Source organism: Kribbella sp. NPDC055110 (assembly GCF_053607525.1).
Genome location: NZ_JBSGTS010000022.1, coordinates 23,613 through 38,144 on the forward strand (window position 1 = coordinate 23,613; position 14,532 = coordinate 38,144).

Here is a 14,532-nt window from a genome sequence, read left to right on the forward strand (position 1 = left end):
GGCATCACTTCCAGTACTTGACGCGCGGGTCAAGCAACGGCAGGAGGAGGTCGAGCAGAAGTACGGCGGTCAGCACCGAGAAGATCGCCATGTCGGTGACGCCGAGGATCGTGTTGAAGTCGAGCTGCTGGATCGCCGTGACCAGCGTGGTCCCGAGGCCGGGGTAGTTGAACAACTGCTCGACGAGCACGTTGCCGTTGAAGATGAACCCTAGCGAGATCCCGAATGCGGTGATCTGCGGCAGGTAGCAGTTCCGCAGCGCGTACCGGGTCAGGATCCGCCAACTCTTCAGTCCCTTGGCCTCGGCGTACACCAGGTAGTCCTCGCCGAGGATCGGGACCATCAGCATCCGGGTCGACAGGATCCAGCTGAACGTCCCGATGATCACGATCGACAGTCCGGGCAGCAACCCGTACTTGAGCACACTGCCGATGAACTGCGGTGAGATCCCGGGACTGATGTTCGAGTCGTACGCCGATCTCGCAGGCAACACACCCATCGAGTACGCGAAGATGTACACCAGGATCAGCGCGACGAAGAAGTACGGCACGTGCGACAGCGCGATCGACAGGTTGGTGGCGATCGCCGAGCCGAGCTTGCCGCGCCGCCAGCCGGCGATCGCGCCGATGACGACGCCCAGGATCCAGGAGAGTACGGAGGCGATGCCGAGCAGACCGATGGTCCAGGGCAACGCTCGCAGGATCACCGTCTGGGCCGGCGTCGGGTAGTTGATCAGGCTCGGCCCGAGATCGCCGTGCAGGATCAGCTTCTGCATGTACACCAGGTACTGCGTCAGCAGGTTCCCGTCGAGCCCGAACTCGTGCTTGTAGCGGGCGATGATCTCCGCGCTCGCCTGCGCGTTGTAGATGTAGTTCTGCTGCAGGGTCTGGATCAACGTCTGGATCGGGTCGCCCGGCATCAGCCGGAAGAAGAAGAACGCGATGGTGAGCGCTCCCCAGAGCTCCACCACGTACAGCCCGAGCCTCCGGATCGCGTACGCCGCCAGCGGATGCCGCGACAGCCAGGCCCGCACCCCGCTCGGGGGTGCGGACGACTGCGACTGATCGACAGCGACCACCGGCGGGGCTTCCGCCGTCACGCCGGTCCCTTCTGCCCGGTGGGCTCGATCTTGCCGAGGACGAAGATGAAGTGCTGCCACCAGTTCAGCGGCACCTCGTACAGGTCGTCGTCGGTCGGCCAGCCCTTCCAGAACGTCGTGTTGAAGTACGACGGGTACCCGGTCTGGATCACCGACAGCATCGGCAGGTCCTGGAAGTAGATCTCCAGCGCCTGGTTCAGCAGCGGCTTGGCCTCCTCGCTGTTCGGGTCCAGCCCGGCCAGCTTCTTGGACACCTCGTCGAACTTCGGGTTCCGGTACCGCAGCTTGTTCTTGCCGGCCGCGTTCTTGCCGACCGGCTGGTACTTGTCGCTGGTCCAGTCGGTGTAGAGCTGCTCGGGGTCGATCGCGATCCCGGCCCAGCTGGAGTCGATGTCGTACTGGCCGCGCTGGAACTTCTCGTCGTGCACGTTGCCGGCCAGGCTGCGCAGGGTGGCCGGGACGCCGACCTTGGCCAGTTCGGTCTTCAGCACGTTCGCGATCGCGTACTCACCGCCGTCGACCGGCGAGGGAGTGATGATCTCGAGGTTGATCTCCTTGCCCTTGTACGTGCGCTTGCCGGCGGCGTTCTTCGGGGCGATCTCGTCGAGGAGCTGGGTCGCCTTGTCGGGGTTGAACTCGAACTTGTACTTGTTCGCGAGCTCGTCGTTCTTCCACTTGTCGTTGGTCGGGTAGTCGGCCCACGGGTACTGCGCCGGCGGCACCGGGACCGGCCAGATCGACTTGCCGATCTTCTCGCGGTCCAGGCAGTAGTTGATCGCCCAGCGCATCTTCGGCTCCGAGATCACGCCGCGGGACGGGTCGCAGTTCAGCCACATCACCCGTGGGTTCGGGTCGTGGAACTGGGTGGTCTGCAGGGCCGGGTAGCCGGTGTTGCGCAGCTGCTTGGCGTGCTGCTCGTCGATCGAGCCGACGTCGAACTCGGCCCGCTCGAACGCCAGCGAGGCCTGGTCGAGCTGCTTCGAGGTGCTCTGGTAGACGACGTACTGCGGCTTGACGTCGAGCTTGTCCTTGTTCCAGTAGTTCGGGTCCTTCTCCCAGATGAACATCTTCTGGTTCCGGATCGCCTGCTTCAGCTTGTACGGACCGCTGTGCACCGGCGGGTTGTCCTTGTACTTCGTCGGATCCTGCGACTTCCAGATGTGCTCGGGCATGATCCCGAGCGGCGGTCCGGCGATCGCGGAGATGAAGTTGTAGTGGAACCGGGGCGTCGGCTTCAGCAGCTTGACCACGGCGGTCTGGGCGTCCGGCACCTCGATGGCCTTGACGAACTCCTTCAGCTCACCACCGCCGCCGAACAGGTCCGGCCGGTCCTTGAGGAGCATGATGGTGAACTTGAAGTCGGCCGCCCCCAGCGGCTGTCCGTCGTTCCAGTGCGCCTTCGGGTCGAACTTGAAGGTGACCTCGGTGTGGTCGTCGTTGTACTTGTACTCGGTCGCCAGCCAAGGACGCATCTCTCCGGTGGCGAAACTCAAGTAGAACAAGGGCTCGGTGCTCAGCTCCACGCCGGCGCCCGAGGGCGAGCCGTTGGGGATCATCCCGTTGAAGCTGTCGAAGACGGTGTACTCGACCTGGCCGACGATCACCGACTGGTCCCGCGGGACCGGGATGTTGGCCTTGCCGATCTGGATGGACTTGGTGGCGACCGGCTTGTTGCTGTTGGCCGGCTTGTCGGAGTAGGAGCCACCGCCGGAACAGGCAGCCAGGAAGGCGGTCAGCGCCGCGGCACCGCCACCGATCATGCTTCGCCGGGTCAACTGGTAGCGGACGACGTCTTCGACATCTTCGTACTGCGGGCGCGGGCCTGCGCTGTTCTGGGACTCCGTGTTCATGACGAAGGTCACCTCCGTTTACGTTGCGTGGACTGGCGGATCACCGACCGAGAGGTGCCACGGACTATAAGTAGCGTTGACAACGTTGACAAGAGTTCGTTGCCACGTTGAATGCCAGACGTCATATCCGCAGCTCAGTCGATATACCAACCTCTGACAACGTTGCTCGCTCTGCGTGACTCCCGTAGGCGGAAACGCTTCCAACGACGGTCACGCGGCGTAGAGGTTTCGGCCTGGTGTCCGGTTTCGGTCAGTCGTAGACGGCGTCGACCAGAAGTTCGGCGGAACGGTCCGGTTCGTTGAGAACCGCGCGGATCACATGCCGCTGGTCCCAGCGCCCCGCGGACCACGCGAGGGCCTTCGCCAGCCCGTCGAACGTCGCCGCGTGCGGAGCGCCGTCGGCGTCCACCCACCAGGAGACCTCGACACCGTCGACGGTGAGCTCCTCGTGTTCCCACCAGGTCGCCGGGACCTCGGGCACGAGTTCGCGGACGATCGCCGGCACGTCGGCCGCCGTACCCTCGCCGTTGATCTTGCCCTCGGCAACTTCTTGGGCGAGCGGTACGTCGAACAGGTCGCTGAGTCCGTCCGCCGCGGCACCCGATCCGATCACGAACCCGCCGAGGTCGTCGCGCTGCACCCACATCGGCCCGTCGACCACGACCGCACCGTCCGCGTCGGTCACCCGAGTCCCGCCGTCGGCATCGAGCACGCGGACCTGGGCCGGCGCCGCTCCCGGGAACAGTGCGAGCGTCCCGAGACGGTTCCACAGCCGCAGGATCGACGCCTCGTCGACATCGCGCTCAGGGTCGGCCAGCCGGTCGAGGACGAGACCGAGACCGTCCGCATCGAGGTCGCCGACGTCGCGGACGAGGCCCGCCGCCGTACGGACCTCTGGATCGAGCCCGGCAGTCCAGTCGGGGGCTTCGTCGAGGAACGTCGCCAGCACCGGTTCGGCGTCGGGATCCGCGCGTCCGGCGAGCGGTTCGCCGTCGTCGAGCAGGACGTGTTCACGGATCCACCAGGCGGCGTACGACGGTACTCCGAGCGGCCGGTCGTCCGGGCCGACGACGCGCACCTGGGTGACGAGCGCGCGGCGCAGTTCGGGCTCAGAACTCAGTAATTGCAGGGCTTTCGGCCAGCTGTCGTCGGTGATCCAGTCGAGGTCGCGGATCGCGATCAGTTCGCCGACCGTGGCGCCGTACCGGGATCCGTCGGGGGCGACGTCGTACGCCCAGTCCTCGATTCCGTCGAGATCCTGGAGGGCTTCGGGGAGGCGGTCGAGGGCGACGTCGGACGCTGCGACGACGCCGAGTGAGGCGAGTACGCCGACGGCTTCCAGTGCGGGCAGGCCGTAGCGGTCGAGGACGTCGCCGGAGATGGGTGCGACCTCGTCGGCGTCGAGCACTGCTTGTGCGTCGGAGCCCTCGACGACCAGGGCGTTCGCGGGAACGAGTTCACCGTCCGCGTCGCGGAGTACGAGATCGGAGAGCCACCACAGACCGTCCGCCTGGGCGGGGTCGGCGGCTACCAGGCTGAGGATGGCGTGCGCGATCGCGTCCGGGTCGTCGGCGTCCGCGGCATGCTCGACGGCAGCGCGGACCGCGCCGTCTTCGAGGAGTGAGCGTGGGGTGGCGGGGATCGCGCCGAGGCGTTCCAGGACGGGGTCGACGGCATCGGGGTGCACGACGCGTACGCCGTACTCGCCGAACGCGGCGAGCGTGTCGACCGGGATCTCAGGTCCGGGCAGGAGCAGACCGCGGGCGCCGCGGACGAGCCGCCCGTCGGCGAGCGGTACCGGAAGGGTGCCGAGCGATTCGCGGATCAGCGGGTCGGTGACCATGGTCGACAGCGCGGCGTAGAGCGTGCGCCACCAGGTGGGCGGTTCCTCTCCCCCGAGCTGATCCACCACCTCGGCTAGGTCGAGGCGTCGTACTCGCAGGGCGTCGAGCGCTAGGCGGTCCTCGCGGCGGGCGTGAATCAGGCCTGGTACGAGGGGCGCCAGTACTTCGTTGAACGGTTCGTCGGCACCGTCTACTACGACGGCCTCGTTCGGGCGCAGCGTGGTGCCGTCGAGGGCGGGGAGGATGGGGATGCTTGGTAGTACCCGGAGGATTTCGTCGCGGAGCATCCGGTCCAGCGCGCCCGCCGCGAGGCCGGTGGGGATGAGCGGCAGTACGTCATCCCCGGCGGCGGCTCGCTCCCGCAACAGTTCCCCGTACGCCGGCGCGGCCTCCCGGACGAGCCGATCCGTCAACGGCCCCTTCGCCACGTGCCGCCGGGTGGAGTCGAGCGGGAAAGTTGCCAAGAGCAACGCCGGAAGCGAGAACGGTTCGTCGGTCGGGGTGGGCGCGTGGATGACGCCCGGAAGGGCGGGTGGAGGGGCCGACGGAAGAGTGGCCGGGGTCGGTGGAAGGGCGGGCGCGGTGGGCGATGGCAGGTCGGTGGGTGACTGGGCGGGTTGGGTTCGGGGTAGGGCCCAGACGACTGACCAGGTTGGGCGGGTGCGTTCTTCGGTGGGGCGGTCGGCGAGGAGGTGTTCGCGTTCGGTCGTGGTAAAGGTGCCGGCGGCGCGGTGGATGTGCCAGCGGTCGGCGGCGTTCTCGAGGATGCGGTGGGTGTCGTCGGTTTCGATCTCGATGCGTTCGAGGCCGGGGAGCGCGAGGAGGAGCGCATCGTCGGCTTCGGCGAGCAGGCGGCGTACGAGATCCGCGGCGGCCTCGTCGCGGAGTGGGAGGATGACCGCGGTGTCGTACCCGGCGGGCGGCTCGCCTTCGGTCGCGAACGGGAGCCGCAGAACCGGCACCTGACCGTCGCGCCGCCGCAGCTCGGTGTCCAGGGACGCCTTACCCAGGTCGGCAATCGCAGCAGCGGTATCAGCCTTCGAGAACCGAACACCCCCGGTCCGCGACAACACCACCGGCTCATCCGTCACCGCAAGCACAGCAGAAAACCCCACCCCGAATCGCCCCACCGAGGAACCCATCCCACCGCCGAGCGCACCTCCCGCACCACCGTCCGCACCACCGTCCGCAGCGCCGTCTCCACCGCCCGGACCACCATCTCCGCCAGTCGACGTGCCGCCGTCGCTGGACGGTGCGTCTGGGGGCGGTAGGTCGCGGGGGCTCTCACGTTTGGCTGAGGCGCGGAGGGTTGCCAGTGACTCGACGCCTTCTGCGTCCAGCGGTGCGCCGGTGTTGGCAACCACGAGGGTGTTTTCGCGGAACTCGTACAGGACGCGCCCCGGCGTGCCGGCGCGGGTGGCTGCGTCGGCGGCGTTCTGGGCTAGTTCGATCACCAGGCGGTCGACGTACCCGCCGAGGGCGAGTTCCTCCTCGGCGTTCGCGTCCTCCCGGAACCGCACAGGCGCCGCCGCCCACCCGGCCAGCACCCGTCCACGGATCCCCGCACTACCAAACACGTCGCCAGTCACCGGGGCAGTATGACGCACCCCCGGGCACCCGCCTCTGTCCCAACGGGCAGTGGACAGCGAGCACGCATCTGCCTCCCGGGTCCGTCCCCTCCCCCGCCACCGACCAACCGCCCAACCGCCCAACCGCCCAACCGCCCAACAAGAACGGATATCCGGCCCCGTGCGCGAGCCGCCGAGTCGTGGAAAGAGGTTGCGTTTGGGCGCCGAAATCCACGACTCGACGGGCACCGGCGGCGGGTTACTGGAACGGGCAGCCTGGGTTGGGGGCGTCTTCGGAGAGGGGGCTGCCGGTTGGGAGTACGTAGAGGACGTCGAGTACGACGGGTTTGGCGCCGAGGTTGCGGCCGAGGTGGACGTGGTCGGTTCCGCTCGGCTCGGTGAACGCGGCGCCGGACTTGTACACGCCGTCCGTCGTGCAATCGTGATCCGAGTGGGTCAGCGTGCCCGCCTTCACGAACGCGTAGAGCGTCCCGTCGTGGAAATGCCACCCGGTCGTACCGCCCGGCTGGATGGTGATCTCGCGCAGTACGTAGTCGGTCCGCCCGATCGTCGTCTTGGACAGGATCGTCCCGGTGACGCCGGATCCCGGTGTCGCGTCCGCGGTGACAGGCATCAGCCCGATCGCCAGACTGCCGACCGCGACGGCGGCGAGTGCTCCCCGAGTGCGCATGGTGTGGTTCCTTTCGTCCGGTAGAGAGATCGACCCATCATCTATCGTGGTGCGGTGATCGCTTCCGGCAGTCGGTACGTCGCACTCGGCAGCTCGTTCGCGGCCGGACCGGGGATCCGCCCGATCGTGCACCCGCCCGCGGGACGTTCGGGCAACAACTACGCGCACCTCGTCGCGACCGAGCTCGGCCTCGATCTCGTCGACGTCACGTACTCGGGCGCGACCACCGCGCACGTGCTCGACACCCCGCAGGACGAGGCGCCGCCGCAGCTCGACGCGCTCACCCCGGAGACCGCTCTCGTGACGATCACGGTCGGCGGCAACGATCTCGAGTACGTCGGGACGTTCCTCCGCGGGAGTTTCCTGAACACGGTGGCGAAACCCGCGTCGATCCTCGGCCGCCGGGTGGCGAACCGGATCCGCGCGCGGGTCAGCTACCTCAAGGACGAGGCGTCGTACCAGACCGTCACGGATTCGCTGACGACGGTGGTCGAGAGCGCCAGAGAGCGCTCCCCGGAGGCGCGGATCCTGCTGGTCGACTACCTGAGTCTGGTCGGCCCGGCGACTCGGCCGCGGCTCGACGTACCGCTGAACGAGGAACAGCTGCCGAGCATTGCGCTGATGGCCGACGGTCTGGCGGCTGCGTTCGCGAAGGCGGCCGCCGCCTCGGGAGCCGAGCTGGTGGCGGCGTCGGCGGCGAGCCGGGAGCACGCGATCGGATCGGCCGAGCCGTGGACCACCGGCTTCACCATCCGGCCGTCCTATCTGGGCGGCCATGTCTCGTACCACCCGAACGCGGCAGGCATGCGCGCCGTCGCCGACCTGATCCTCGAGACGCTCCGCACATGAAGGTGCGCGAGGCAACCATTTCGGACGTCGACGCCGCCGTCAGCACCCTGACGCGTGCCTTGGCCGACTACCCGATGAGCCGCGCGTGCTTCGACCCGGATGGTTACCTCGACCGACTCACGGAGTACCACCGGTTGTTCGTCAGCGGGATCGGGCTGCCGCACGGTCGCGTCTGGGTCACCGACGACGTGAGCGCGGTCGCTGTCTGGCTCCCACCCGACCTCCCCGCTGACGCTTTCGCGCCGCACGCGGCTGCGTTTCAGGAACTCGCCGGATCCCGGGGACCGCTCACAGCGGAGTACGGCCAGGCGATCGCTCTGTTCCATCCTCGCCAGCCTGCCTGGCTTCTCGCACTCGCCGCCGTCGACCCGGACCGCCAGCGACGGGGCCTGGGCCGCGCGGTCATCACTCCCGGTCTCGCAACCGCGGACGCCGCGCACTCCCCCGCCTTCGTGGAAACCCAGGACCCGGCGAACATCAGCTTCTACGAGTCACTGGGCTTCACCGTCATCGCAGAACTGGAACTCCCCCACAACGGCCCCATGCACTACGCGCTCTACCGCGCACCGCGTTAAGCCGGTGTGTGGACGTACGGCGTGGTGGTGGTGACTGCGAGGAAGCCGAGGCGCTGGAGGATCGGGGAGCTGTCGTCGGAGGCGTCGACGTGGAGGTACTTGTAGCCGAGTTCGGTTGCCCGCGTCGCGCGGACCGCGACCAGCGCCTTGTAGATGCCCTTGCCGCGCCACTCGGCGAGCGTCGAGCCGCCCCACAGGCCGGTGAACTCGGTGCCCTTCTTGTACACGGCCCACGCAGCGGAGACCACCTGGCCGTCGGCCTCGGCGACGTAGACGTCGGTACCGCTCGCGTGCCGGCGTACCAGGTCGTCGGTCAGCCAGGACCAGTCCTCGCCCCATACCGTCGACTCCATCCCGGCGATGCGCTCGAAGTCCGCGCGCTCGCTCACCAGCCGGATCGTGATGCCGTCGACCACCTCGCGGCCCTGCAGGCGCTCCGCGATGGCCGCACTCTCGGCGACGAGTACGGTCTCCTGCTCCTCGGGCTCGAACCCCGCCGCTTTCAGCCGGTCCGGGAGGTCGGCCGGCAGGTCGTGACCGCGCAGTTTCCACTCGACGGCCTGGCCCTTGGCGGCGAAGTAGTCGCGCTGCCGGGCGATCAGCGCGTCGATCTCCGCGCCGTCGAGACCATCGAGAGAGCGATAACTCACGAAGCCGCGGCTCGGGTACTCGACCCGGATCACCGGCCCGTCGGTGCTCATCGGCACGTCCGCGCTCTCAGCCGTCCCCCGCAGCTGGTCGTCGTACACCGCGAGCAGGTCGTTCTTCAGGGCATCAGTCACGGGAGGACTCTGGCACGCCTTGCCCAGATCCGCCTCACATTTCGTCCTGCCGTGAGCTTGCGCGCCTTCCGGTCGGCGCGGCGACCCCGCCCGGCGGGCTGGCTGAGGCCGTGCTTGTTCTCACGCTCGGCGTTCGCGAAGTGGCTCAGCGACACCATCAGGTTCAGCGGTTCCATCGGTCCGTCCTCCGGTCTCTCGGTGCTTACACGGAGACGTCGGATCAGATCGGCCGAACTTGACATGCACTGATCAGGTGGTCGCCGCCCGCACGCCGCGCAGGACGACGTCCAGCACCACATCAGCCTCGACACGGGCGGCTGCGGGGTCGGCGGCACGGGCAATGTAGAGGGCTGAGCCGTAGAGACCGCCCAGTGCGAGGTGCGCCAGCGCGTCGAGTGTGACGCCGGGCAACGCGCCGCTGTCCACCAGCGGCGTCAGCACGGTCCGCAGCATCGGCAGCTCGACGCCTTCCGCACCGCTGTCCCACGCGCGGGCGGCCAGTACGGTCACACTGTCGATGATCACGATCCGCCGGAACGCCGGCTGCAGGCAGGCGTCGAGGAACGCGGCCAGGCCCGCTCGTACCGCGACCCACGGATCCTCTTCGGCCAGGGCCGCGGCCATCACCGCCCCGGCGGTCTCCTCCAGCACCACGTCGTACACCGCCTTGAACAGCGCGTCCTTGCCGCTGAAGTGGTGGTACAGAGCGCCCTTCGCGAGACCCGCGCGCTGGACGATGTCGTCCATCGCGGTCGCCTTGTAGCCCTGCTCGACGAACCGCTCGCGCGCGATCCCGACGAGCAGTTCCCGGGTCGCCTCCGCCTGCCGATCACGCAGCCTCTTGACAGTCACCGGGTAAGCATAAAAGACTGACCGCAAGTCGGTGACCGACCGTCGGTCGGTGAAGGAGGTTCATGATGGTGCCACTTCCACCCGGACAACGCCGTGTCGAGGGGTTCCCGCGCTTCGGCACCCACCTGCACCGGCCGCCGCCCGCGGTGCCGGACGCTCCGGTGATCGAGGTCAGCGGCGTCGTGCGCGCGCCGTCGGAGGTGCGGTTGCCGGAGCTCGCCACGCTGCCGCGGCGCGAACTCGTCGCCGACTTCCACTGCGTCTCCGGCTGGACGGCGACCGACCTGCAATGGGAAGGGGTGCGGTTCGCCGACTTCTTTCACGCCTTCGTCGGGCCGGCTCTCGACGCGGAGGTCCGCGTCAGTCACCTGACGTTCGTGGGTCTGGACGGGGTCAGCTCCGTGGTCGAGTTGCAGGACGCGCTGGCGGACGACGTCCTGCTCGCGGACCGGGTGAACGGGCGCCCACTCGGCGGCGACCACGGCGCGCCGATCCGGTTGGTCAGCCCCGCCCAGTACGGCTACATGAGCATCAAGCACCTGAGCCAGGTCGAGGTGTGTTCCACGTTCCCGGCAGACCGCATCAATCGGGGCATCATCGGCCGGCTGATCGAGGGCCATCCCCGAGCTCGGGTCTGGCACGAGGAGCGCCACGGCCGCATCCCGGGACGGCTGATCCGACCGTTCTACCGCCCGCTGATCCGACCTATCCGTGCCCTCTGCGCGAAAGGAACGCACGACCGATGAGACTTCCCAACGACGTACTGAACAGCCAGGACTGGATCATCGACGACGTCGTGCCCGACTTCGACGTCGAGGACGTCTGGGCGCTTCCCGTGGAGGGCGGCGCAGACGACTTTCCAGCCGTTGTCGAGTCGCAGCAAGCGCTGGACTTTCCGGCGTCCGCGCCGCTGCCGGTGCGCTTTCTGTGGGGCCTTCGCGACGTGCTCGGACGCGCGTTCGGACTGGGGCGCATTTCGACGTCCGCAGACGCCGCCGGCGCCTGGCCGCCCGTTCCCGGTACCGGCGAACCGTCGCTGCTCGAGCGGGTTCCGGACGACCTCCGCGACACGTCCCCCGCAGCGCAGCTCACCGACAAGCCGTTCCGGCCGCTGTACCGCACCGGCACCGAACTCGCCGAGGAGATCTCCAACCGAACCATGTACGGCGTGATGCACCTCGCCTGGGTCGACCAGGGAAGCGGCCGCTATCGCGCGCAGCTGACCGTCTACGTCAAACCCCGCGGCACCTTCGGCAAGGCGTACATGGCCTTCATCAAGCCGTTCCGCTACGCGATCGTCTATCCCGCACTCATGCGCCACTTCGAACGGACCTGGTCGCAACGGCACTGACGAGTGATCAGCCGGTCTCGGTCACCAGGACCAAGCGGCGGAGGAGGTTGTCGAGGCGGGTCCGGTCGGCTGGGGGCAGGTGGTGGATCAGCTCCTCCTCGACCCGGAGGATGTCGCCGATGCCGCGTTCCCAGAGAGCACTCCCCGAGCGGGTCAGCGTCGCGACGACCTTGCGGCGGTCGTCGCGGTCGTGCGTGCGTTCGACGTACCCGCGGCTCTCGAGCGCGTCCAGCCGATTGGTCAGGGCGGCCGGCGACATGCCGAGCTGCCGGGCCAGTTCGCCGGGCGTTGCACGGTACGGCGTACCGCCGCGACGCAGCATGTGGAGCGTCTTGAACTCCCACAGCTGCAGTCCGTACGTCGCCAGCACGGCTTCTCGCCGGCGCTCGAGGTACCGCGTCAGAACTTGGAGGCGGACCGTGATGCCTTCGACGTCCCGGTCGAGGTCGTCGAGCTCCCCGGCCCAGAGGTCGACATGCGCGTCTACGAAGTCTTTCACCCGACTAACTTTTCAGCCACTGAAGGTTAGTTGTCAAATATTTCGATGTCGAAATACTGTACTAGACATGAGCCAACTCCCAGCCATCGAGGTCGTCACCGCCGCCACCCACCTGATGCGCGCCGGCCAGTGGGCCGCCGCGACCGATCTGCTGACCGCCACCCGCCCCGACGATGCCGCCGAGCGTGAGCTGCTCGCGCTGACACTGGCCGAGGTCACCGTCGACCAGGACTTCGGGCGGCAGACCGACCACGCCTCCGCCGCCGTCCCCGGCGACTCGTGGGATCTCGCGCTGCTGAAGTTCCGCAAGGACTACGCGACCGCGCTGTTCCAGTCCGGCGGCAAGGACCTGAGAGAGCGCGTTCTCACGCTCATCGAGGAGGCTCCCGACGAGGCCCGTCGAGGTACTGCGAGCTTCTGGGCCGGAGCAATGGCCGACAACGTCTACGAGCAGCCCGCCGAGGCGATCGAGTACTACCAGATTGCGTTGGAGCTGGGTGAGAAGTACGACGACGAGTGGCTGGTAGCGATGGCACTGAGGCATCTCGGCTACCACGCCCACGCGGCCGGCGATCTGGCGCTCGCGCGGACGCAGTGGGAGCGGTCCACCGAGCTCCTGCAGAACGCCGGATACCTGCGCCCCACGCTCGCCCAGCAGGCCATGCTCGCGGTCCTCCTCCGCGACGAGGGCGACGTACCGGGATCAAAGGCTCTCGCGACCGAGGTCAACCGCTGGGCCCGTCAACTGAACATCCCGTTCATCATCCAAGAGACCGAAGAGCTCATGGCCTGACCGGTACGCCGAACTCCGCGGGAACACCGGCGCTGAACGCGACATGATCCGGCGCGCGGTCGGGCGGCACGAGTCCCACGGACCGCAACAGCCCGTCGACGTCCAGCGCCGTAAGGCTTGCGGAGTGGAGGATCCAGGGCGGGTGACCGTTCGGCAGGTACCAGGTGCGACCGGCGCGCTGGACGTGCAGGCCCCACCGCGCGGTGAGGAAGTCCTCCAACGGCCCGGCCTGCAGGCGTTCGCCCATCTCGACACCAACGAGCGCTTGTACGCCGGACTCGCGCACGGTCGACGTGTACGTGTGGTGGTTGCCGTGCCGTTCATGGCACATCCGCGCCCAGCGGTACGGCAGCCCGAAGACCGTCCGCGCGGTCGCCACCACAGCCAGCCGATTCGCGTCGAGGCTCAGGAACACCACGCCACGCCGGCCCGTCTCGTCGACGGAGTACAGCCGGATGTTCGTCTCCAGAAACGACCCGAAATACGGAACGGCCGGGCCGTGCGGCATCCCGGTCCCGACCATCCGGAACGGGACCAGGCCGACGTACGTCCGTCCGTCGAACGTGTCCGGCCTGGTCCCCGGCGGGAAGAAGTGCGCGACATCGGCCGGCGCGAAAGCCCAATGCACAAAGGTCAAATCAAGCCACCGCTGCCGCAGAATCCGCGGCCGCGACAACCCCGGCGCCACCGGCCAACTCATGCCATCGAGCGTAGCCCCCTAGGAAGAGAAGGCGGCGTCGAAGGATGCTGTGGGTGGGTCGAAGGCTAGGGTGCGGACGAACTGGACTGCTTCGGCGGCTCCTACCAGGCGGTCCATGCCGGCGTCTTCCCACTCGACCGAGATCGGGCCGTCGTAGCCGATCGTGTTGAGCATCCGGAAACACGCCTCCCACGGTACGTCGCCGTGCCCGGTCGAGACGAAGTCCCAGCCGCGGCGCGGGTCGCCCCAGGCGAGGTGCGACCCCATCCGTCCGTTGCGGCCGTTGCCGACCTGGCGCTTCGCGTCCTTGCAGTCGACGTGGTAGATCCGGTCCTTGAAGTCCCACAGGAAGCCGACCGGGTCGAGGTCCTGCCAGACGAAGTGCGACGGGTCCCAGTTCAGCCCGAACGCCTCCCGGTGCCCGATCGCCTCCAGTGTCGCGGTCGTCGACCAGTAGTCGTACGCGATCTCCGACGGATGCACCTCGTGCGCGAACCGGACACCTTCGGCGTCGAACACGTCGAGGATCGGGTTCCACCGATCCGCGAAGTCGGCGTACCCGGCCTCGATCATCGCGGGCAGCACCGGCGGGAACATCGCGACCGTCTTCCAGATCGACGACCCGGTGAACCCGACCACCACGTCGACGCCGAGTGCCCGCGCCGCCCGCGCGGTCGTCTTCATCTCCTCGGCCGCCCGCTGCCGGACGCCCTCCGGATCGCCGTCGCCCCAGATGTGCGCGGGCAGGATCGCCTGGTGCCGCTGGTCGATGGGATCGTCGCAGACCGCCTGCCCGAGCAGGTGGTTGGAGATCGTCCACACCTTCAGGTTGTGCTTCTCGAGGATGTCCAGCCGGTCCCGGACGTACGCCGGGTCCTCGGCGGCACGTCGTACGTCGAGATGGTCGCCCCAGCAGGCGATCTCCAGTCCCTCGTATCCCCACGAGGACGCCAGCCGAGCCACCTCCTCGAACGGCAGGTCGGCCCACTGGCCGGTGAACAGCGTGATCGGTCGAGCCATCTTCTCTCTCCTTGTCGTGTACTGGGATGTCCCCGGCGGCGTCCGGAGCGCAGGCCCGC

At 68.1% G+C, this 14,532-nt stretch carries 15 protein-coding genes; 5 read left to right on the forward strand and 10 right to left on the reverse strand.

The features are described from left to right. Positions 1–4: 4 nt before the first annotated feature. From ACWF0M_RS28265 to ACWF0M_RS28280, 4 genes are all read right to left on the reverse strand, one after another. The gene (locus tag ACWF0M_RS28265) at positions 5–1,099 is read right to left on the reverse strand and encodes an ABC transporter permease (RefSeq protein ID WP_452238748.1); all 1,095 of its coding nucleotides are present in this window, start codon (positions 1,097–1,099) and stop codon (positions 5–7) included. Then, positions 1,096–2,949 carry an ABC transporter substrate-binding protein gene (locus ACWF0M_RS28270; protein ID WP_452238749.1) on the reverse strand — a complete coding sequence of 618 codons (1,854 nt, stop codon included), beginning with the start codon at positions 2,947–2,949 and terminating at the stop codon, positions 1,096–1,098. The genes ACWF0M_RS28265 and ACWF0M_RS28270 overlap by 4 nt, the downstream gene beginning before the upstream one ends. A 250-nt stretch (positions 2,950–3,199) precedes the next feature. Continuing rightward, on the reverse strand, positions 3,200–6,382 hold the full coding sequence (locus ACWF0M_RS28275; protein WP_452238750.1) for a sacsin N-terminal ATP-binding-like domain-containing protein: 3,183 nt from the start codon (positions 6,380–6,382) through the stop codon (positions 3,200–3,202). Positions 6,383–6,620: 238 nt separating this feature from the next. Continuing rightward, a complete protein-coding gene (locus ACWF0M_RS28280; protein ID WP_452238751.1) occupies positions 6,621–7,052 on the reverse strand; it encodes a cupin domain-containing protein in 432 nt (143 codons plus the stop codon). A gap of 54 nt (positions 7,053–7,106) precedes the next feature. Here ACWF0M_RS28280 and ACWF0M_RS28285 point away from each other — a divergent pair, with 54 nt between their 5' ends. Both ACWF0M_RS28285 and ACWF0M_RS28290 read left to right on the forward strand, forming a co-directional pair. Then, on the forward strand, positions 7,107–7,901 hold the full coding sequence (locus ACWF0M_RS28285; RefSeq protein ID WP_452238752.1) for an SGNH/GDSL hydrolase family protein: 795 nt from the start codon (positions 7,107–7,109) through the stop codon (positions 7,899–7,901). Continuing rightward, the gene (locus ACWF0M_RS28290; protein ID WP_452238753.1) at positions 7,898–8,476 is read left to right on the forward strand and encodes a GNAT family N-acetyltransferase; all 579 of its coding nucleotides are present in this window, start codon (positions 7,898–7,900) and stop codon (positions 8,474–8,476) included. The genes ACWF0M_RS28285 and ACWF0M_RS28290 overlap by 4 nt, the downstream gene beginning before the upstream one ends. On the opposite strand, the gene ACWF0M_RS28295 is transcribed toward ACWF0M_RS28290, so the two are convergent. The 3 genes from ACWF0M_RS28295 to ACWF0M_RS28305 form a co-directional block, all read right to left on the reverse strand. Further along, entirely contained in the window at positions 8,473–9,258 is a 786-nt protein-coding gene (locus ACWF0M_RS28295; RefSeq protein WP_452238754.1) for a GNAT family N-acetyltransferase, read from the reverse strand. The genes ACWF0M_RS28290 and ACWF0M_RS28295 overlap by 4 nt on opposite strands. Next, positions 9,255–9,434 carry a hypothetical protein gene (locus tag ACWF0M_RS28300; RefSeq protein ID WP_452238755.1) on the reverse strand — a complete coding sequence of 60 codons (180 nt, stop codon included), beginning with the start codon at positions 9,432–9,434 and terminating at the stop codon, positions 9,255–9,257. The genes ACWF0M_RS28295 and ACWF0M_RS28300 overlap by 4 nt, the downstream gene beginning before the upstream one ends. A 73-nt stretch (positions 9,435–9,507) precedes the next feature. Then, entirely contained in the window at positions 9,508–10,110 is a 603-nt protein-coding gene (locus tag ACWF0M_RS28305; protein WP_452238756.1) for a TetR/AcrR family transcriptional regulator, read from the reverse strand. 62 nt (positions 10,111–10,172) lie between these two features. Here ACWF0M_RS28305 and ACWF0M_RS28310 point away from each other — a divergent pair, with 62 nt between their 5' ends. Both ACWF0M_RS28310 and ACWF0M_RS28315 read left to right on the forward strand, forming a co-directional pair. Next, complete coding sequence (locus tag ACWF0M_RS28310; protein ID WP_452238757.1) at positions 10,173–10,856, forward strand: molybdopterin-dependent oxidoreductase; 684 nt, start codon at positions 10,173–10,175, stop codon at positions 10,854–10,856. Next, a complete protein-coding gene (locus ACWF0M_RS28315) occupies positions 10,853–11,461 on the forward strand; it encodes a DUF2867 domain-containing protein (RefSeq protein ID WP_452238758.1) in 609 nt (202 codons plus the stop codon). Before ACWF0M_RS28310 ends, ACWF0M_RS28315 begins: the two co-directional genes overlap by 4 nt. Positions 11,462–11,468: 7 nt before the next feature. On the opposite strand, the gene ACWF0M_RS28320 is transcribed toward ACWF0M_RS28315, so the two are convergent. Beyond that, positions 11,469–11,960 (reverse strand): MarR family winged helix-turn-helix transcriptional regulator, encoded by a 492-nt coding sequence (locus ACWF0M_RS28320; protein ID WP_452238759.1) that lies wholly within the window; start codon positions 11,958–11,960, stop codon positions 11,469–11,471. A 67-nt stretch (positions 11,961–12,027) separates the two neighbouring features. Here ACWF0M_RS28320 and ACWF0M_RS28325 point away from each other — a divergent pair, with 67 nt between their 5' ends. After that, complete coding sequence (locus tag ACWF0M_RS28325; protein ID WP_452238760.1) at positions 12,028–12,753, forward strand: hypothetical protein; 726 nt, start codon at positions 12,028–12,030, stop codon at positions 12,751–12,753. Here ACWF0M_RS28325 and ACWF0M_RS28330 read toward each other — a convergent pair. Beyond that, on the reverse strand, positions 12,743–13,453 hold the full coding sequence (locus ACWF0M_RS28330) for a YqjF family protein (protein WP_452238761.1): 711 nt from the start codon (positions 13,451–13,453) through the stop codon (positions 12,743–12,745). The two genes, ACWF0M_RS28325 and ACWF0M_RS28330, sit on opposite strands and share 11 nt — an antisense overlap. 18 nt (positions 13,454–13,471) lie before the next feature. Continuing rightward, entirely contained in the window at positions 13,472–14,473 is a 1,002-nt protein-coding gene (locus tag ACWF0M_RS28335; protein WP_452238762.1) for a sugar phosphate isomerase/epimerase family protein, read from the reverse strand. Positions 14,474–14,532: the final 59 nt, after the last annotated feature.